The sequence below is a fragment of the Serratia bockelmannii genome, assembly GCF_051803255.1.
GTDB classification, from domain to species: domain Bacteria; phylum Pseudomonadota; class Gammaproteobacteria; order Enterobacterales; family Enterobacteriaceae; genus Serratia; species Serratia bockelmannii.
This window is the reverse complement of record NZ_CP196512.1, coordinates 4,059,539-4,078,655: the sequence shown is the minus strand read 5'-3', so window position 1 is coordinate 4,078,655 and position 19,117 is coordinate 4,059,539. Positions and strand designations below refer to the sequence as shown.

At 58.0% G+C, this 19,117-nt stretch carries 11 protein-coding genes, 2 tRNA genes and 3 rRNA genes; 8 read left to right on the top strand and 8 right to left on the bottom strand.

The window, feature by feature from the left end:
- Positions 1 to 29: 29 nt before the first annotated feature.
- Complete coding sequence (locus ACSJLU_RS19470) at positions 30 to 683, bottom strand: methionine ABC transporter permease MetI (protein ID WP_004932010.1); 654 nt, start codon at positions 681 to 683, stop codon at positions 30 to 32.
- Positions 676 to 1,707 carry a methionine ABC transporter ATP-binding protein MetN gene (metN, locus tag ACSJLU_RS19465; protein ID WP_004932012.1) on the bottom strand — a complete coding sequence of 344 codons (1,032 nt, stop codon included), beginning with the start codon at positions 1,705 to 1,707 and terminating at the stop codon, positions 676 to 678. The genes ACSJLU_RS19470 and metN overlap by 8 nt, the downstream gene beginning before the upstream one ends.
- A 188-nt stretch (positions 1,708 to 1,895) precedes the next feature.
- Between metN and gmhB the strand changes: the two genes are divergently transcribed.
- The 7 genes from gmhB to ACSJLU_RS19430 all read left to right on the top strand — a co-directional run bounded on the left by gmhB (position 1,896) and on the right by ACSJLU_RS19430 (position 9,557).
- The gene (gene gmhB, locus ACSJLU_RS19460; protein WP_025304009.1) at positions 1,896 to 2,459 is read left to right on the top strand and encodes a D-glycero-beta-D-manno-heptose 1,7-bisphosphate 7-phosphatase; all 564 of its coding nucleotides are present in this window, start codon (positions 1,896 to 1,898) and stop codon (positions 2,457 to 2,459) included.
- Between the two features lie 393 nt (positions 2,460 to 2,852).
- Positions 2,853 to 4,394, top strand: a 16S ribosomal RNA gene (locus ACSJLU_RS19455).
- A 74-nt stretch (positions 4,395 to 4,468) separates the two neighbouring features.
- Positions 4,469 to 4,545, top strand: a tRNA-Ile gene (locus tag ACSJLU_RS19450).
- Between the two features lie 39 nt (positions 4,546 to 4,584).
- Positions 4,585 to 4,660, top strand: a tRNA-Ala gene (locus ACSJLU_RS19445).
- 207 nt (positions 4,661 to 4,867) lie between these two features.
- Positions 4,868 to 7,775, top strand: a 23S ribosomal RNA gene (locus tag ACSJLU_RS19440).
- Positions 7,776 to 7,874: 99 nt separating this feature from the next.
- Positions 7,875 to 7,990: ribosomal RNA gene (gene rrf, locus ACSJLU_RS19435) — 5S ribosomal RNA — on the top strand.
- The 16S, 23S and 5S rRNA genes sit together here with 2 tRNA genes alongside, the layout of an rRNA operon.
- A 256-nt stretch (positions 7,991 to 8,246) precedes the next feature.
- Positions 8,247 to 9,557, top strand: coding sequence for an MFS family transporter (locus tag ACSJLU_RS19430; protein WP_025304008.1), 1,311 nt, complete (start codon positions 8,247 to 8,249; stop codon positions 9,555 to 9,557).
- A 36-nt stretch (positions 9,558 to 9,593) separates the two neighbouring features.
- Here ACSJLU_RS19430 and pssA read toward each other — a convergent pair whose 3' ends face one another.
- From pssA to trxC, 4 genes are all read right to left on the bottom strand, one after another.
- Positions 9,594 to 10,949: a CDP-diacylglycerol--serine O-phosphatidyltransferase gene (pssA, locus tag ACSJLU_RS19425; protein WP_025304007.1), complete on the bottom strand. Its 1,356-nt coding sequence runs from the start codon at positions 10,947 to 10,949 to the stop codon at positions 9,594 to 9,596.
- A gap of 152 nt (positions 10,950 to 11,101) precedes the next feature.
- Positions 11,102 to 13,750, bottom strand: a complete 2,649-nt coding sequence (locus tag ACSJLU_RS19420) for a bifunctional acetate--CoA ligase family protein/GNAT family N-acetyltransferase (RefSeq protein WP_025304006.1) — start codon at positions 13,748 to 13,750, stop codon at positions 11,102 to 11,104.
- A 48-nt stretch (positions 13,751 to 13,798) separates the two neighbouring features.
- Positions 13,799 to 14,488, bottom strand: a complete 690-nt coding sequence (locus ACSJLU_RS19415; protein ID WP_038629863.1) for a tRNA-uridine aminocarboxypropyltransferase — start codon at positions 14,486 to 14,488, stop codon at positions 13,799 to 13,801.
- Positions 14,489 to 14,603: 115 nt separating this feature from the next.
- A complete protein-coding gene (trxC, locus tag ACSJLU_RS19410; RefSeq protein WP_004928868.1) occupies positions 14,604 to 15,023 on the bottom strand; it encodes a thioredoxin TrxC in 420 nt (139 codons plus the stop codon).
- Between the two features lie 207 nt (positions 15,024 to 15,230).
- Here trxC and ACSJLU_RS19405 point away from each other — a divergent pair, with 207 nt between their 5' ends.
- On the top strand, positions 15,231 to 16,319 hold the full coding sequence (locus ACSJLU_RS19405) for a tRNA/rRNA methyltransferase (RefSeq protein ID WP_025304005.1): 1,089 nt from the start codon (positions 15,231 to 15,233) through the stop codon (positions 16,317 to 16,319).
- Positions 16,320 to 16,379: 60 nt separating this feature from the next.
- On the opposite strand, the gene emrB is transcribed toward ACSJLU_RS19405, so the two are convergent.
- Together emrB and emrA are read right to left on the bottom strand one after the other, a co-directional pair.
- Positions 16,380 to 17,918, bottom strand: a complete 1,539-nt coding sequence (gene emrB, locus ACSJLU_RS19400) for a multidrug efflux MFS transporter permease subunit EmrB (protein ID WP_043143795.1) — start codon at positions 17,916 to 17,918, stop codon at positions 16,380 to 16,382.
- A 17-nt stretch (positions 17,919 to 17,935) separates the two neighbouring features.
- Positions 17,936 to 19,108: a multidrug efflux MFS transporter periplasmic adaptor subunit EmrA gene (gene emrA, locus ACSJLU_RS19395; RefSeq protein ID WP_043143796.1), complete on the bottom strand. Its 1,173-nt coding sequence runs from the start codon at positions 19,106 to 19,108 to the stop codon at positions 17,936 to 17,938.
- Between the last annotated feature and the right edge of the window lie 9 nt (positions 19,109 to 19,117).

Below are 19,117 nucleotides of genomic sequence, written 5' to 3'. Positions count from 1 at the left end.
CATTAGACTCGCATTAATATGCTGTGAAACTATTTATGGGTAACGGCTTTGACGATGCGATCGCCGCAGAATTGGATCAGATAAACCAAAACTACCAGTAATACTAATACGGTATTCATAACTGTGGCGTTATAACCGATATAACCGTATTGGTAACCGATTTGGCCCAGACCGCCGGCACCGACCGCGCCGCCCATGGCGGAGTAACCCACCAGGGTGATTAGGGTGATGGTCGCGGCGTTGACCAGGCCCGGTAGGGCTTCCGGCAGCAACACTTTCTTGATGATCTGCATCGGCGTGGCGCCCATGGCGCGCGCCGCTTCCACCAGACCGGACGGGATCTCCAGCAGGGCGTTTTCCACCATGCGCGCGATGAACGGCGCGGCGCCCACGGTCAACGGCACGATGGCCGCCTGAAGACCGATCGAGGTACCGACGATCATGCGGGTAAAAGGAATCATCCAAACCAGCAGGATAATGAACGGGATGGAACGGAAGATGTTCACCAGCCCGGACAGGATCTTATACAGCGAATTGTTGGCGATGATCTGCCCCGGGCGGGTCACATACAGCAGCACGCCTACCGGCAGGCCGAGCACGAAACCGAAGAAGCCGGAGACAAAGGTCATCATGACGGTTTCCCACACGCCACGCGCCATCAACCACATCATTGCCTCAGACATAACCCAGAACCTCTACTTTTACCTGATTTTCTTGCAGGAACTTAATCGTCGCCAGCGCGTCTTCGTCGCTGCCGTGCAGCTCCGCCAGCATCACGCCGAATTTCACGCCGCCGGCATAATCCATCTGGGCGCTGATAATGTTGTTGTTCACGTTGAAGCGGCGAGCGGCTTCAGACAGCAGCGGCGCATCGACCGACTGGCCGGTGAACTCCAGGCGCAGCAGCGGCTGACGGTCGCCCTGGCGCTCCGGCGACAGGCGCGCGGCGTAGTCGTCCGGAATATCCAGATGCAGCGTGGACTGAATGAACTGTTGGGCCAGCGGGGTTTTCGGGTGTGAGAACACTTCGCTGACGCTGTCTTTTTCGATCAGCTGCCCCTGGCTGATGACCGCGACCTGGTCGCAGATGCGTTTCACCACGTCCATTTCATGGGTGATGAGCAGAATGGTCAGGCCCAGACGGCGGTTGATGTCTTTCAGCAGTTCCAGGATGGAACGGGTGGTGGCCGGATCCAGCGCGCTGGTGGCTTCGTCGCACAGCAGCACTTTGGGGTTACTGGCCAGCGCGCGCGCGATCGCCACGCGCTGTTTCTGGCCGCCGGACAGGTTGGCCGGATAGGCGTCGTGTTTGTCCGCCAGGCCGACCAGCTCCAGCAGTTCGGTCACGCGCTTTTTGATCTCGGCGCGCGGCGTATTGTCCAGCTCCAGCGGCAGCGCGACGTTGCCGAACACCGTGCGGGAAGAGAGCAGGTTGAAGTGCTGGAAGATCATGCCGATTTGGCGACGGGCGCGCGTCAGTTCGCTTTCCGACAGCGAAGTCAGATCCTGACCGTCGACCAGGACCTGGCCGGACGTAGGGCGCTCAAGCATGTTGGCGCAGCGAATCAGCGTGCTTTTACCGGCGCCGGAAGACCCGATAACGCCATAGATTTGCCCGGCAGGGACGTGAAGGGTCACGTCAGAGAGCGCGGTAATGGTGCGCGAACCCTGCTGGAACACTTTAGTGATGTTAGAAAGTTTAATCATATTCTTCTTATTTTAGCGTGGTTGCCCGTGGCTAGATAAAAGTAAACCTCGGCGTGGAACCAAGGTATGGATCAGATGTTAAGGCGTCTAGACGTCTAAGTCAACGGCCAGCGACGTTCTCCGGCGTTCTCAGTGCGGGGTAAAACATGCGATACTGTCAGCGTATTCAGCCCCTCAGGAGCAAAGCGGTGACACAAAGCGTTCCAGCAATTTTTCTCGATCGTGACGGTACGATTAATGTTGACCATGGTTATGTCCATGAAATCGACAATTTCCACTTTATTGACGGCGTGATTGACGCCTGTCGCGAACTTAAAAAGATGGGCTTCGCGTTGGTGATGGTGACCAACCAGTCCGGCATTGCGCGCGGCAAGTTCAGCGAAGACCAGTTTATGTACCTGACCGAGTGGATGGACTGGTCGCTGGCCGATCGTGATGTCGACTTCGACGGCATCTATTTCTGCCCGCATCATCCGGAGGCGGCAGTAGAGGAGTATCGTCAGGTGTGCGACTGCCGTAAACCGCAGCCGGGCATGCTGTTGCAAGCGCAGCAGGAATTGAACATCGATATGGCCGCTTCTTATATGGTGGGGGATAAACCGGAAGACATGCAGGCGGCGATCGCGGCCGGCGTCGGCACCAAGGTGCTGGTGCGTACCGGCAAGCCGGTGACGGAGCAGGGCGAAAAGCTGGCCGATTGGGTGCTAAATAGCCTGGCGGACCTGCCTGCAGCCATCAAAAAGCGGGTTTAATAGGCGTTACGAATGAATAGTGAGCGGTCAGATAAAAAATGCATATTAACGCTTGTCATTCTGAACCGGCTCCCTATAATGCGCCTCCATCGACACGGAACATGTGAACAACTTCACAGAGTATCCGGGGGTCGCAGAGAAAAAATCCTGAAAATTAGGGTTGACTCTGAAAGAGGAAAGCGTAATATACGCCACCTCGAGTTAGCAAGCGAAAGCGCCTAACTCACTGCTCTTTAACAATTTATCAGACAATCTGTGTGGGCACTCCACAAGACGATATCCAGCATCTTCGGATGCAAAAAAATATCAAGTCTTGAAGAGTGACTAACTGAAGTAAAATTCATGCAGTAAATCTTTGAGCATCGCTTCTCGAGTGGAAGCAAATCAAGCTTTTAATTGAAGAGTTTGATCATGGCTCAGATTGAACGCTGGCGGCAGGCTTAACACATGCAAGTCGAGCGGTAGCACAAGGGAGCTTGCTCCCTGGGTGACGAGCGGCGGACGGGTGAGTAATGTCTGGGAAACTGCCTGATGGAGGGGGATAACTACTGGAAACGGTAGCTAATACCGCATAACGTCGCAAGACCAAAGAGGGGGACCTTCGGGCCTCTTGCCATCAGATGTGCCCAGATGGGATTAGCTAGTAGGTGGGGTAATGGCTCACCTAGGCGACGATCCCTAGCTGGTCTGAGAGGATGACCAGCCACACTGGAACTGAGACACGGTCCAGACTCCTACGGGAGGCAGCAGTGGGGAATATTGCACAATGGGCGCAAGCCTGATGCAGCCATGCCGCGTGTGTGAAGAAGGCCTTCGGGTTGTAAAGCACTTTCAGCGAGGAGGAAGGTGGTGAGCTTAATACGTTCATCAATTGACGTTACTCGCAGAAGAAGCACCGGCTAACTCCGTGCCAGCAGCCGCGGTAATACGGAGGGTGCAAGCGTTAATCGGAATTACTGGGCGTAAAGCGCACGCAGGCGGTTTGTTAAGTCAGATGTGAAATCCCCGGGCTCAACCTGGGAACTGCATTTGAAACTGGCAAGCTAGAGTCTCGTAGAGGGGGGTAGAATTCCAGGTGTAGCGGTGAAATGCGTAGAGATCTGGAGGAATACCGGTGGCGAAGGCGGCCCCCTGGACGAAGACTGACGCTCAGGTGCGAAAGCGTGGGGAGCAAACAGGATTAGATACCCTGGTAGTCCACGCTGTAAACGATGTCGATTTGGAGGTTGTGCCCTTGAGGCGTGGCTTCCGGAGCTAACGCGTTAAATCGACCGCCTGGGGAGTACGGCCGCAAGGTTAAAACTCAAATGAATTGACGGGGGCCCGCACAAGCGGTGGAGCATGTGGTTTAATTCGATGCAACGCGAAGAACCTTACCTACTCTTGACATCCAGAGAACTTAGCAGAGATGCTTTGGTGCCTTCGGGAACTCTGAGACAGGTGCTGCATGGCTGTCGTCAGCTCGTGTTGTGAAATGTTGGGTTAAGTCCCGCAACGAGCGCAACCCTTATCCTTTGTTGCCAGCGGTTCGGCCGGGAACTCAAAGGAGACTGCCAGTGATAAACTGGAGGAAGGTGGGGATGACGTCAAGTCATCATGGCCCTTACGAGTAGGGCTACACACGTGCTACAATGGCATATACAAAGAGAAGCGACCTCGCGAGAGCAAGCGGACCTCATAAAGTATGTCGTAGTCCGGATTGGAGTCTGCAACTCGACTCCATGAAGTCGGAATCGCTAGTAATCGTAGATCAGAATGCTACGGTGAATACGTTCCCGGGCCTTGTACACACCGCCCGTCACACCATGGGAGTGGGTTGCAAAAGAAGTAGGTAGCTTAACCTTCGGGAGGGCGCTTACCACTTTGTGATTCATGACTGGGGTGAAGTCGTAACAAGGTAACCGTAGGGGAACCTGCGGTTGGATCACCTCCTTACCTAAAGATATTAGTTCGAGTGGCGTGCTCACACAGATTGTCTGATAGAAAGTAACGAGCAGAAATACCTTTATAGGCTTGTAGCTCAGGTGGTTAGAGCGCACCCCTGATAAGGGTGAGGTCGGTGGTTCAAGTCCACTCAGGCCTACCACTTCTTCGTAAGTGGAAAAGGTACTGCACGTGACTGTATGGGGCTATAGCTCAGCTGGGAGAGCGCCTGCCTTGCACGCAGGAGGTCAGCGGTTCGATCCCGCTTAGCTCCACCATATAGTCCGGTATTTCAATACTTCAGAGTATATTGGCGACAGTATGCTGCGAAGTATTTTGCTCTTTAACAATCTGGAACAAGCTGAAAATTGAAACATGACGGCTGAAATTTATCCCTCCGTAGATGTACTGGGATGAAGAGTAACCTGTCATAGAGTCTCTCAAATGTTTGCAGCACGAACGATGGAAACATCTTCGGGTTGTGAGGTTAAGTGACTAAGCGTACACGGTGGATGCCTAGGCAGTCAGAGGCGATGAAGGGCGTGCTAATCTGCGAAAAGCGTCGGTAAGGTGATATGAACCGTTATAACCGGCGATACCCGAATGGGGAAACCCAGTGTGTTTCGACACACTATCATGTCATGAATACATAGTGGCATGAGGCGAACCGGGGGAACTGAAACATCTAAGTACCCCGAGGAAAAGAAATCAACCGAGATTCCCCCAGTAGCGGCGAGCGAACGGGGAGGAGCCCAGAACCTGAATCGGCTTGTGTGTTAGTGGAAGCGTCTGGAAAGTCGCGCAGCAAAGGGTGATAGCCCCGTACACTAAAATGCACAGGTCGTGAGTTCGATGAGTAGGGCGGGACACGTGACATCCTGTCTGAATATGGGGGGACCATCCTCCAAGGCTAAATACTCCTGACTGACCGATAGTGAACCAGTACCGTGAGGGAAAGGCGAAAAGAACCCCGGCGAGGGGAGTGAAATAGAACCTGAAACCGTGTACGTACAAGCAGTGGGAGCACCTTCGTGGTGTGACTGCGTACCTTTTGTATAATGGGTCAGCGACTTATATTTTGTAGCAAGGTTAACCGTATAGGGGAGCCGTAGGGAAACCGAGTCTTAACTGGGCGAATAGTTGCAAGGTATAGACCCGAAACCCGGTGATCTAGCCATGGGCAGGTTGAAGGTTGGGTAACACTAACTGGAGGACCGAACCGACTAATGTTGAAAAATTAGCGGATGACTTGTGGCTGGGGGTGAAAGGCCAATCAAACCGGGAGATAGCTGGTTCTCCCCGAAAGCTATTTAGGTAGCGCCTCGTGAACTCATCTTCGGGGGTAGAGCACTGTTTCGGCTAGGGGGCCATCCCGGCTTACCAAACCGATGCAAACTCCGAATACCGAAGAATGTTATCACGGGAGACACACGGCGGGTGCTAACGTCCGTCGTGAAGAGGGAAACAACCCAGACCGCCAGCTAAGGTCCCAAAGTCATGGTTAAGTGGGAAACGATGTGGGAAGGCATAGACAGCCAGGATGTTGGCTTAGAAGCAGCCATCATTTAAAGAAAGCGTAATAGCTCACTGGTCGAGTCGGCCTGCGCGGAAGATGTAACGGGGCTAAACCATGCACCGAAGCTGCGGCAGCGACGCTTAGGCGTTGTTGGGTAGGGGAGCGTTCTGTAAGCCGTTGAAGGTGGCCTGTGAGGGTTGCTGGAGGTATCAGAAGTGCGAATGCTGACATAAGTAACGATAAAGCGGGTGAAAAGCCCGCTCGCCGGAAGACCAAGGGTTCCTGTCCAACGTTAATCGGGGCAGGGTGAGTCGACCCCTAAGGCGAGGCTGAAAAGCGTAGTCGATGGGAAACAGGTTAATATTCCTGTACTTGGTGTTACTGCGAAGGGGGGACGGAGAAGGCTAGGCTAGCCGGGCGACGGTTGTCCCGGTTTAAGCGTGTAGGGGGTGTGACCTGGTAAATCCGGTTGCATACTAACCCTGAGGCGTGATGACGATGCACTACGGTGCAGAAGTAGTTGATGCCCTGCTTCCAGGAAAAGCCTCTAAGCTCCAGGTAACATCAAATCGTACCCCAAACCGACACAGGTGGTCAGGTAGAGAATACCAAGGCGCTTGAGAGAACTCGGGTGAAGGAACTAGGCAAAATGGTGCCGTAACTTCGGGAGAAGGCACGCTGGCATGTAGGTGAAGTCCCTCGCGGATGGAGCTGAAGCCAGTCGAAGATACCAGCTGGCTGCAACTGTTTAATAAAAACACAGCACTGTGCAAACACGAAAGTGGACGTATACGGTGTGACGCCTGCCCGGTGCTGGAAGGTTAATTGATGGGGTCAGCCGCAAGGCGAAGCTCTTGATCGAAGCCCCAGTAAACGGCGGCCGTAACTATAACGGTCCTAAGGTAGCGAAATTCCTTGTCGGGTAAGTTCCGACCTGCACGAATGGCGTAATGATGGCCAGGCTGTCTCCACCCGAGACTCAGTGAAATTGAACTCGCTGTGAAGATGCAGTGTACCCGCGGCAAGACGGAAAGACCCCGTGAACCTTTACTATAGCTTGACACTGAACATTGAGCCTTGATGTGTAGGATAGGTGGGAGGCTTTGAAGCGTGGACGCCAGTCTGCGTGGAGCCATCCTTGAAATACCACCCTTTAATGTTTGATGTTCTAACTCGGCCCCATAATCTGGGGTGAGGACAGTGTCTGGTGGGTAGTTTGACTGGGGCGGTCTCCTCCCAAAGAGTAACGGAGGAGCACGAAGGTTAGCTAATCACGGTCGGACATCGTGAGGTTAGTGCAAAGGCATAAGCTAGCTTGACTGCGAGAGTGACGGCTCGAGCAGGTACGAAAGTAGGTCTTAGTGATCCGGTGGTTCTGAATGGAAGGGCCATCGCTCAACGGATAAAAGGTACTCCGGGGATAACAGGCTGATACCGCCCAAGAGTTCATATCGACGGCGGTGTTTGGCACCTCGATGTCGGCTCATCACATCCTGGGGCTGAAGTAGGTCCCAAGGGTATGGCTGTTCGCCATTTAAAGTGGTACGCGAGCTGGGTTTAGAACGTCGTGAGACAGTTCGGTCCCTATCTGCCGTGGGCGTTGGAAGATTGAGAGGGGTTGCTCCTAGTACGAGAGGACCGGAGTGAACGCACCACTGGTGTTCGGGTTGTCATGCCAATGGCATTGCCCGGTAGCTAAGTGCGGAAAAGATAAGCGCTGAAAGCATCTAAGCGCGAAACTTGCCTCAAGATGAGTCTTCCCTGGGCCTTTAAGGCCCCTGAAGGAACGTTTAAGACTAAGACGTTGATAGGCTGGGTGTGTAAGTGCAGCGATGCATTGAGCTAACCAGTACTAATGATCCGTGAGGCTTAACCTTACAACACCGAAGGTGTTTTTAGAGAGATTTTCAGCGAAGTTCCGAGATTGGTTCTGATGGCTTCACGGGAGTGAGGCGGTTGGAATGAAACAGAATTTGCCTGGCGGCAATAGCGCGGTGGTCCCACCTGACCCCATGCCGAACTCAGAAGTGAAACGCCGTAGCGCCGATGGTAGTGTGGGGTCTCCCCATGCGAGAGTAGGACACTGCCAGGCATCAAACCAAGCCGAAAGCCCTGAACTGACGTTCAGGGCTTTTTGCTATGCGTAAAATGGAAAATCCCCGTTGTAATCCGCTTCAGCTTTCATCGTACTGTTTAATATTCATCACAAAACCAACGCATTGTTTCTCTGAATATCAGATATTCTTCGTCCGCTATTAAGTTTGGCTGTTAACTTATAAATAACAATAAAGTAACACCTGGCGGCAGGACGCCGAATTTCATCATTGCTATGGCTCGGAGAAAACATCATGACAGAAACAACCTCGGCTCTTGGGGATGAGCACGGCACCGAACAGGGAGCGCTGGATAACAAGAAACGCATTTTCGCTATCGTCGGGGCTTCGTCAGGCAATCTGGTGGAGTGGTTTGATTTTTACGTCTACTCCTTCTGCTCAATCTACTTTGCTGCCTCATTTTTTCCGGCGGGCAACAGTACGACACAGCTGCTGCAAACCGCCGGGGTATTCGCCGCCGGCTTCTTCATGCGACCTATCGGAGGTTGGTTATTCGGCTACATCGCTGACAAGCATGGCCGGAAAAACTCGATGCTGATTTCGGTCTGCATGATGTGCGCCGGATCGCTGGTGATCGCCTGCCTGCCGACTTATGAATCAATCGGCAGCTGGGCGCCGGCGCTGCTGCTGATTGCCCGCCTGTTCCAGGGGTTGTCGGTAGGGGGGGAGTATGGCACCAGCGCCACCTACATGAGCGAGGTGGCAATCAAGGGGCGGCGTGGCTTCTACGCCTCGTTCCAGTACGTGACGCTGATCGGCGGGCAACTGTTGGCGCTGCTGGTTTTGGTGATCCTGCAGCAAATATTGTCCGGCGAAGAGCTGAAAGCCTGGGGATGGCGTATTCCGTTTGCCTTGGGGGCGGTGTTGGCGGTGGTGGCGCTGTACCTGCGCCGCTCGCTGAATGAAACCTCCGATGCGAAGACGCGTAACCACAAAGATGCCGGTTCGCTGACGGGGCTGTGGAAGAACCGCAAGGCGTTCCTGATGGTGCTGGGCTTTACCGCCGCCGGTTCGCTGACCTTCTACACCTTCACCACCTACATGCAAAAATACCTGGTGAACACCGCTGGTATGGACGCCAAGCTGGCCAGCGCCATCATGACCGTGGCGCTGTTCGTCTTTATGCTGCTGCAGCCGGCGGTAGGCGCGTTTTCGGACAAAATCGGCCGTCGCAGCTCGATGCTGATCTTCTCAGCCTTCGCCACGGTGTTGACGGTGCCGATCCTGTTTGCCTTGAAAGAGGTGACCAACCCCTTTATGGCGTTCGGTCTGATCGTGTTGGCGCTGTTCGTTGTCAGCTTTTACACCGCGATCAGCGGGTTGCTTAAAGCCGAGATGTTCCCGCCGGAGGTACGCGCGTTAGGGGTAGGCTTGTCTTATGCGGTGGCGAATGCCCTGTTCGGTGGTTCGGCGGAATATGTCGCGTTGTCGCTTAAATCGTTTGGCGTGGAGAACGCTTTCTTCTGGTATGTCTCCGGCATGTGCCTGCTGGCGCTGCTGGTCTCGCTCCGGTTGCATCGCAAAGGCAAGGAGATACAGCTGTAATAAAAACCCCGGCCTTGGCCGGGGTCAGCATACCGCTTACAGGATACGGCTAATCAGCCGATCGATGCGGATACGGCGCAGACGCCGAATCAGCTTACGCACCTTGATCGGGTACTGCTGAATGCTTTGCAGCTCCTGATAATGGCCGACCACGGTGGTGTGAGTGCGGATGCATTCCAGCTCTTTTTGCCGCTGCTCGCGCATTTCCTGCTTGGGATCGTGGATCAGAATGGCGTTTTCCAGATCCAGCCGCCAGGCGCGCGGGTTGAGGTTATTGCCGGTAATCAGCTGCCACTCTTCGTCTACCCACATGCCTTTCAGGTGATAGCTGTTATCGCCATCCTTCCACAGACGCACGATCAGCTGCCCGGTGTCGATATAACGCTGCAAGCGGCTCAGAAAGCGGCGCAGGTTGATCTCGTACAGGTAGGGCAGCGCGCCGATGATTTTGAACGGCTGGTCCTCCGGAATATAGAAGTCGTTGGCGGTCTTGTCGCCGACGATGATCTCCACCTGTTTGCCCTGGCGCAGCAGATAAATGATGTTGCGCACCAGCAGCGCCGGCAGGTTGAAATAGGGAGTACACAGCGTCAGTTTCTGGTCGGCGCACGACATCAGGTGATGAATGGTTTTATTCAGCACGCTTTGCTTGCCAAGCCCAACCAGCGGCGTCACCGCCAGCTCATCGTTGCCGGCCTTGCCGCGGAAGTGGTAACCCGCGCGGCGCAGGGCGAAACGGAACAGACGGGTCTCGTTTTTGATCTCCGGGCTTTTCGGCCGATCGCTGCGATCGAGGCGTTGTACGGCGCCCGCGGTGAGCAGATGCTGCTTGATGTAATCGATCAGGGTATCGGCCAACACCTCATTGGTGATCAGCTGGTAGCGATCGTAACGGTATTTCTCATGCTGATGCAGATAAACGTCGTTGATGCTGGCGCCGCTGTAGATCACGGTATCGTCGACCACAAAGCCCTTCAGGTGCAGAACGCCCAACGCTTCGCGGGTATTGACCGGCACGCCGTAGATCGGCACCGACTGTTCCGGATGTTGGCTGGCCATGGCGCAGTACCAGTCGGCGTTGGTATTGGCGGCGGCGGCGCCGATTCGCCCGCGCTGTGCGCGGTGCCAGTCGACCAGTACGCAGATTTCCAGCTCGGGCCGACGCTGCTTGGCTTGATACAGCGCGTTGAGGATCTCGCGCCCGGCGTCGTCATGCTCCAGATACAGGGCCACCAGATAGATGCGTTGGGTGGCGTTGGCGATGGCGCTCAGCAGCGTGGTGCGAAAATCGGACGGCGCGTACAACGTACGAACATCAGCAACCGTCTGGGGGAGTTTGGGCAGTTGTGCAAGGTGTTGTTGATGTTTGCTACGTTTAAATTTTGACAACATCACAGTGCGTTTCTTCTCTCATGATTGATGGCCGGAACGCCACAGGCATAAAAACAATAAACCGAATAATCGGGCGATAATACCATTAGTTGCCCCGATTGTGCGTATGTTTTGGCGTTAAGTGGTGGATTCGTAGCGCATTGCGACGCAGGTCACTGCGCGTCGGCGGCCTGCAGCGGCAGCGTCAGATTGACGATGCCGTCCTCAAGCTGCACCTCGATGCCAAAGCCCAGTCGCTGCGCCAGCGCGATCATGCCGCGGTTATTCGGCATGGTGATGCCGCTCAGGCGGGTCAGGCCATGCGCGCGCGCGTAGGCGATCATTTTCTCCAGTAGCTGACGGCCTAGGCCCACGCCTTTGAGATCGGAACGCACCAGTACGGCGAACTCGGCGTCGGTGTTGTCCGGATCGGACAGCGCGCGGGTCACACCGATGATCTCGTCTGCGCGCACCGCCACAAAGGCCATTTCTCGATCGTAGTCGATCTGCGTCATGTTGGCCAAATCGTCATGGGTAAACTCGTTGATCTCGCTGAAGTAGCGATAATAGAGGTCTTCCTTGGTCACCCGGTCGATGAAATGTTTCAGCGCCGGTTCGTCTTCCGGCAGGATCGGGCGGAACAGGCACTGGCTGCCGTCTTTCAACGCGATGGTCTCTTCCAGCTCATGCGGATAAGGGCGGATCGCCAGCCGCGCCTGCGGATCGCCGCTGAACGGCGCGAGCTGCATCGAAACGTCCAGCAGGGTGAATTCGCTGCCGGAGGCCAACACCGGGTGAATATCCAGCCGGGCGATCTCCGGGCAGTCGAGGATCAGGTTGGAGACCTGCACCAGCAAGCGGCTTAGTCCAGGGATATCTAAAGGCCGCAGCGCGCTGCGCCCGCGGATCTTGCCGCCTTTCACCGCCTGCAGCACCAGATAACGCGCCAGCGCCATGTTCAGCGGCGGCAGCGCGACCGCCACCTGATTTTCCTGGCGCCACTCTACGCCGCCTTCTCCCAGCATGATCAACGGGCCGAAAATGGCATCCTGCTCCACCGCGATGCGCAGCTCCTGGGCGCCGGCGCGGTTGGCCATGCTCTGCACCAACAGGCCATGGATGCGCGCCTGGGGGTAGGTACGCTTCACACGGTCGAGGATCGCCTCCGCCGCGCGCTGCACTTCGGTCGCGGTGCGCAGGTAGAGCATCACGCCCTGAACTTCCGATTTGTGCGGAATATCCGGCGAACGCAGCTTCAGCGCCACCGGGTAGCCGATCTGCTCGGCGATGTGCACCGCTTCGGCGCTGTCTTCGGCGATCCAGGTCGGCAGGGTGCTCAGGTCATAAGCCTGCAGAATGGATTGCACCTCGTGGGTATCCAACTGGGTGGCGCCTTCGGCCAGCGCCTGATGGATCAGGCGGTGAGCGTCGGCGGTATTGGCGGTCAGGCCGACCGGCAGCGCCGGGGTCTCTTTCAGCTGCTTTTGGTTGCGGCGGTATTCCACCATATGCATAAAGGCGGTGACCGCGCCTTCCGGCGTGCGGTAGGTGGGAATGGCGGCCTCGGTAAACTGCCGGCGCGCCTCTTGAGAAGAGTATTCGCCGCACCAGTTGGTCAGCAAGGTGATGCGCTTGCCGCGCGTATGGCGATGCAGCGCGTCAATCAGCCGCTGCGCCGTGGCGGTGCCCGGCGCCGCCGCACTCGGCGCATGGATCAGAAGCAGCGCGTCATAGTCGTGGCTGTCGAGCAGCGCTTCGAGAGCCGCCAGGTAGCGCTGCGGCGTGGCGTCATCGCGCAGATCGAGCGGGTTGCCGGCGCGAATGAAATCCGGCAGCGCATCGCTCAGCTTCGCCAGGCTTTCCTCGCTCAGCGTCGCCAGCTTGCCGTTGCGGCCGAGCAGTTCGTCCAGCGCCATCGCCGCCGGCGCCGCGCCGTTGCTGACGATCATCAACCGTTCCCCCCGCAGCGGATGCATATGGCTGAGGGTTTCCACCGCGGAGAACAGCTCGTGAGTATCCTGCACGCGCAGCAGGCCGGCGCGCTGGATGGCGGCGTCATAAGCGGCGTCCAGCCCCAGCTGGCTGTTGAGCAGTAATTGCGCCTGTTGGCTGCGGCCGCTTTTGATCACCAGAATGGGCTTGTTGCGTGAGGCGCTGCGCGAGGCGGAGAGAAAGCGTCGTGCGTCGCTGATGTTTTCCAGATACAGCAGGATGGCGCTGGTCTTGCTGTCGCGCGCCAAAAAGTCTAGCAGGTCGTCGACGTCGATGTCCAGGCTGTCGCCCAGCGCGATGAAGTAGGAGAAGCCGACTTCGCGCTGCTGCGCCCAGTCGAGAATGGTGTTGGCCACGGCGGCGGACTGCGAGATAAACGCCAGCTTGCCCTTTTGGATCGGCACCGGCGAGAAGCTGGCGTTGATGCCCTGCCACGGCGCCAGCAGCCCCAGGCTGTTGGGGCCCAACAGCCGCATGGCGTGGCGCTGCGCGCAGGCCTTCAGCTCGGCGAACTGTTCCGGTGGCGAAGAGAGCACGATGGCGGTTTTGCAGCCGCGTTGGCCCAGCGCGTCGATCAGCGCCAGATTACGCTTGGCGTGGGTGCAGATGATCGCCAGATCCGGCGTCAGCGGCAGGCTGGCGACGTCGGGATAGGCCATGACGCCGCATACCGCCTTGTAGCGCGGCGTCACCGGCAAGATGGGCCCGCCGAAACCGCCGGCCAGCAGGTTGCTCATCATCAGGTTGCCGGCACGGCCCGGCTGCTGCGAAGCGCCCAGCACGGCGATCGATTTGGGACGTAGTAGCGCTTCTAACCCTCGCTGGCTCATGCACGGCTCCTTTTGGCAACGTTACGCCTGATTTTAGGCGCTTTATGGCTACATTGCTGTGACCGGTGCCTCCGGCCGGGTCGGTTTTCCCGCCAGATACTGTTGACGGAAATAGCGGAAATGCTGATTCAATCCGTCGGCGGCCGGCAGATCGCCCGCCTGTTGCAACAGGGCGGCGGCCACTTCCGCCGTACAGTGCTGCTCGGCGCGGCTGGCTTCGCGCAGCTGATAGTCGGATGCGGCATCGACGTTGAGTGAAAACACCGGGAATTGATTGAGATACGGGCTTTTACGGAACATTTTGCGCGCTTCTGCCCAGGTGCCGTCCAGCATGATGAACAGCGGCGGTTTACCGCCGACGGGCAGCTCATTGAACACCGGCCGTTCGGCGTCGGCGTAGGACGCGGGGAACACCACATAAGGCTGCCGCGTCGGATCGTTGATGGCTGCCAGCAGGGCGGGATCGACCTCGGTACGCGACCAGAGGAACGCCTGGGTGTCCGGCAGGATATCGGCGATCAGGCGCCCGGTGTTGCTGGGCTTGAGCGGCTCGGCGCCGAACATGATCAGGCAGAAGCGGCTGCCGGCCTGCTGCGGGCGAATGGTGTCACACAGGCAGTTTTTATGCGGCAGCAGGCAACCCTGACAACGCGCCACCCGGCAACCGCGCGCCAAAAAAGGGCGGGTGGCGCGGTCTAAACGGAATTGGCGCAGGCGAAGTACGGCGTTGTCGGTCATAACGATCCTGGGGGAAAAACCGCTATTGTAACGCAGAAAAAAGCCCGCCGGGAGGGGCGGGCTCGATCGGGGCGCGTTCGCGCGCGATGGCGGGATACGGCCTATACTTGCGGAATCACACTAACTCGTTGAGCCAGTTGTCAAACGGTGCTTTTGGCATCGCGCCGTTGAGCATGTCGACCATCTTGCCCTGACGGAACACCATGATGGTCGGGATGCTGCGGATGCGGAAACGGGCGCTCAGCTCCGGTTCGGCTTCGGTGTTCACTTTCACGAAGCGCACTTTGCCGGCGCGCTCTTCGGCCACGTCTTCAAAGATCGGCGCAAAGCTGCGGCACGGGCCGCACCACGGCGCCCAGAAATCGACCACGACCGGCAGATCGTCCTGCAGCAACTGGTCCAGCGTGGCGGCGGTGGCGTTGATCACTTCACCGTCGAAGAGCTCGTGGCCGCAGCGGCCGCATTTCGCGTTGTCCGCCAGACGTTCTTCCGGCACACGGTTGGTGGCATTGCAAGCTGCACAAACTGTATTCATGTTGACCTCGGGTACTGAGAAAGCCGGGTCCCCGCAACGCGGTTGCGGAGATGTTTCTTTAATGCTGACAATTATCGGCAAAACCCGGCGCGTGAACAATGAGGTTTGTTCAATGGATGTGATAGTTGGGAGCTTTTAGCGCAAGTTGGTGGCTTCGTGCACCAACATCAGGTAATCTTCGCGCCCTGCGCGTTGGTGGAGAAGACAATGAACGATTCATTTAGTGGCAAGAACGGTAAAGTCAAAGTGATGTACGTCCGCAATGACGACGACAATGGCGATGACCGCAACAAGAATAAACGTCCGGCTGGCAAAGGCCGTCCGGCTGACGGTGCGCGCTCGGGCCGCACTGGTCAAGACAAGGCGCGTGGCGGCAACGATCGCCGCGGCGCCGACTCCCGCCGCAGTGAAAGCGATCGTCCTCGCCGTCCGGCGCGCACTGAAGATCGCGGTGGCAATGAGTCACCGTGGAGAACCGTCTCGCGGGCACCGAATGAAGAGCCGGCGTTCGATCACGGTGGCATCAGTGGCAAAAGCTTCATCGATCCGGAACAGCTGCGCCGCCAGCGCGCGGAAGAAACCCGCGTTTACGGTGAAAACGCCTGTCAGGCGCTGTTCGCCAGCCGCCCGGAAGCGATCGTGCGCGCCTGGTTCGTGCAGTCGGTCACGCCGCGCTTCCGTGAAGCGCTGCGCTGGATGGCGGCTAACCGCAAAGCCTACCACGTGGTGGATGAGGAAGAGCTGGCCAAGGCTTCCGGCACTGAGCACCACGGCGGCGTCTGCTTCCTGATCAAAAAGCGTCAGGGCCTGGATGCGCAGACCTACCTGAAAACCGCACCGGCGACCGACTGCGTGCTGGCGCTGGAAGAAGTGGGCAACCCGCACAACCTGGGCGCCATCGTCCGTTCGTGCGCCCACTTTGGCGTCAACGGCGTGCTGCTGCAGGATCCGGCGCTGCTGGAGTCCGGCGCGGCGGTGCGTACCGCAGAAGGCGGCGCGGAGCACATCAAGGCGATCAACGCCGATGATTTCCTGTCGGTGCTGGATACCTTCCGCAAGGCGGGTTACACCATCGTCACCACCTCCAGCCACAAAGGCACCGCGCTGGCGCAGGCCAAGCTGCCAGCCAAGATGGTGCTGGTGCTGGGCCAGGAGCGTGACGGCCTCAGCGACGGCGCCTGGCAACAGGGCGACATGAACGTGTCTATCGGCGGCACCGGCAAAGTGGAAAGCCTGAACGTTTCCGTGGCGACCGGCATTCTGCTGGCGGACTGGTGGCGTCAGAATCAGGCGTAATCTGTTCTACGTCGGATAAAAAAACGGGCGCCCCAGGGCGCCCGTTTCGTTTATTGAAGCTTAGTGAGCGCCGCCGCCCCCACCGCCGCCAGAGCTGAACGGCGGTTTCGCCACCCATACCAGCACCAGCAGTACCAGGAACACCCCGGCCGACAGCCAGAAGATCTCGTTGGCGGAGATGATCAGGCCCTGCGCGGTGATCTCGTTGGCGATATACGCCGACGCCTGCTGCTTGCTCATGCCGAGCTGCTCCAGTTGCCGGTACATCTCCTGCGACTGCGGGTTGTACGGGTTGACGAACTCCGTCAGCTGCGAATGGTGCTGCGATTCGCGCTGCGTCCACAGGGTGGTGGTGATCGAGGTACCGATCGAGCCCGCCAGGGTTCGCGTGAAGTTCGACAGGCTCGATGCCGCCGCCATACGCTCCGGCGGCAGGCCGGACAGCGTGATGGTGGTCAACGGCATGAAGAAGCAGGCGATGGCGAAGCCCTGGACGAACTGCGGCCAGGCGGAAGCGCCGAAGTCCATGCCCGGTTCAAACGTATAGGCGCGCCAGTAGAAGCACACGGCATACATGATGAAGCTGAAGGTCACCAGCCTGCGCATGTCGAGCCGGTTGCCGAACTTGCCGATGATCGGCGACAGCAGCACCGGGATCAGCCCGACCGGCGCCGACGCCAGCCCGGCCCAGGTGGCGGTATAGCCGTACACCTCTTGCAGCAGCTGCGGCAACAGCACGATGGCGCCGAAGTACAGCATGTACGCCAGACTGATGCACAGGCAGCCGATGGTGAAGTTGCGCGACTTGAACAGCGACAGATCCACCACCGGATGGTCATCCGTCAGCTCCCAGACCACCAGGAACAACAGCGCTACGACCGCCACGACGGTCAGGGTGATGATCTCGGTCGAGTTGAACCAGTCCAGCTCCTTGCCCTGATCGAGCATCACCTGCAGCGAACCGATGCCGACGATCAGCAGCACCAGGCCAACCGTGTCGATCGGTTTGATCTCGGTTTTGGTTTCTCGCCCCTTCAGCGTCGCCATCGCCGCCATGATAACGAAGGCGCCGATCGGGATGTTGATGAAGAAGATCCAACCCCAATGGTAGTTGTCGCTGATGTAACCGCCGAGGATCGGCCCGAAGATCGGCGCGACGATCACGGTCATCGACCAGAGCGCCAGGGCCATCGCTCGCTTGGCGGGCGGGTAGTTGTTCAGCAACAGGCTCTGCGACAGCGGGATCAGCGGCCCGGCCACCACGCCCTGGATCACGCGGAAGAAGATCAGCATGCCGAGGCTGTTGGAGATGCCGCACAGCCAGGAAGCGAGGACGAACAGCGCGGTGGACCAGAGGAACAGCCGCACTTCGCCGATGCGCTTCGCCAGCCAGCCGGTGATCGGGATCGAGATGGCGTTCGCCACGCCGAACGAGGTGATCACCCAGGTCCCCTGCGAGTTGGAAGACCCGAGGTTACCGGCAATGGTGGGGATCGCCACGTTGGCGATGGTGGAGTCCAGCACCTGCATGAAGGTCGCCATGGCGAGCGCGACCGTCATCCAGGCGAGCTGGGCGCCTTCAAGCGGTTTCTGTGGCAAGATGGCCTCCCGCGCGCTTAGCCGGCGTTCGCATGGATCACGTCAGCGATCAGCTGGTTAACCGGCGCCAGATTCAACGCCAGCGCGTCGCTCTGGTACAGCGGTTTGTCGCGCACCACGTCAGACAGCACGCGGCCGTCCAGATTGGCGGTGTCGACGGTCACCAGCGTCGAAAGACCGATGCGCAGCGGATGATCGGCCACCTGCTTGGCGTCGAGCTCAATACGCACCGGCAGACGTTGCACCACCTTGATCCAGTTGCCGGTGGCGTTCTGGGCCGGCAGCAGCGAGAAGGCGCTGCCGGTGCCCATATCGATACCGACCACTTTGCCTTGATACACCACGTCATCGCCGTAGACATCGCTGACTACCGTTGCCGGCTGGCCGATGCGCATGTTGGCGATCTGGGTTTCCTTGAAGTTGGCGTCAACCCAGATGTGATCGGCCGGCACCACCGCCATCAGCGGCGAACCGGCGGCGATCTGCGCGCCGACCTGCACGCTGCGGCGCGAGACATAGCCGGTAATGGGGCTGATCACTTTGGTACGCTGCAGCGCCAGCCAGGCGTCACGCATCTGCGCGGCGGCCTGTTGGATTGCCGGCTGCTGTTCCAGCGGGGTATTCAGTACCATCGCCTGGTTGGCGTTGTATTGCTGCACCGCCACTTCCAGCGCGGCCTTGGCGCTGTCGACCGCATCGCGAGCGTGTTGCAGCTCTTCGCGGCCGATGGCGTCAACGCTGCCCAGCACCACGCGGCGTTTCAGATCGTTCTCGGCCTTGCTCAGATCGGTCTTGCGCAGGGCGATGTTGGCCTGATACTGCTTGCTGTTGATGATCAGCTGGTGGGTCTGACGCACGCTGTTGGCCAGGCCGGTTTTGGCGCGTTCAAACGCCTGCTCGGCATCGGTCGGATCGAGCGTCAGCAGTACGTCGCCCTGCTTGACGTAGTCGGTGTTGTCGAAATTGACGCTGTTCACGCTACCGGACACCTGGGCCATGATCTGCACCTGGTTGCCGGAGACGTAGGCGTCGTCGGTTTCCTGATGATGACGCAGCACCAGGAACCAATACACTAAGTAAGCCACCCCTATAACAATGAAAATAACCGTCAGCAACAGCAGCCAAAATTTACGCTGCTTCTTTTTGCCGCTCGGCTGCTGCGGGTTTTGGATTTCCGCGCTCGCGCTCATGGTGTTCTC

What these genes read in the sequence shown, in the direction of transcription:
- ACSJLU_RS19470 (WP_004932010.1), bottom strand. Translation starts at nt 683, where the DNA reads ATGTCTGAGGCAATGATGTGGTTGATGGCGCGTGGCGTGTGGGAAACC.
- metN (WP_004932012.1), bottom strand. Translation starts at nt 1,707, where the DNA reads ATGATTAAACTTTCTAACATCACTAAAGTGTTCCAGCAGGGTTCGCGC.
- ACSJLU_RS19430 (WP_025304008.1), top strand. Translation starts at nt 8,247, where the DNA reads ATGACAGAAACAACCTCGGCTCTTGGGGATGAGCACGGCACCGAACAG.
- pssA (WP_025304007.1), bottom strand. Translation starts at nt 10,949, where the DNA reads ATGTTGTCAAAATTTAAACGTAGCAAACATCAACAACACCTTGCACAA.
- ACSJLU_RS19420 (WP_025304006.1), bottom strand. Translation starts at nt 13,750, where the DNA reads ATGAGCCAGCGAGGGTTAGAAGCGCTACTACGTCCCAAATCGATCGCC.
- ACSJLU_RS19415 (WP_038629863.1), bottom strand. Translation starts at nt 14,488, where the DNA reads ATGACCGACAACGCCGTACTTCGCCTGCGCCAATTCCGTTTAGACCGC.
- trxC (WP_004928868.1), bottom strand. Translation starts at nt 15,023, where the DNA reads ATGAATACAGTTTGTGCAGCTTGCAATGCCACCAACCGTGTGCCGGAA.
- ACSJLU_RS19405 (WP_025304005.1), top strand. Translation starts at nt 15,231, where the DNA reads ATGAACGATTCATTTAGTGGCAAGAACGGTAAAGTCAAAGTGATGTAC.
- emrA (WP_043143796.1), bottom strand. Translation starts at nt 19,108, where the DNA reads ATGAGCGCGAGCGCGGAAATCCAAAACCCGCAGCAGCCGAGCGGCAAA.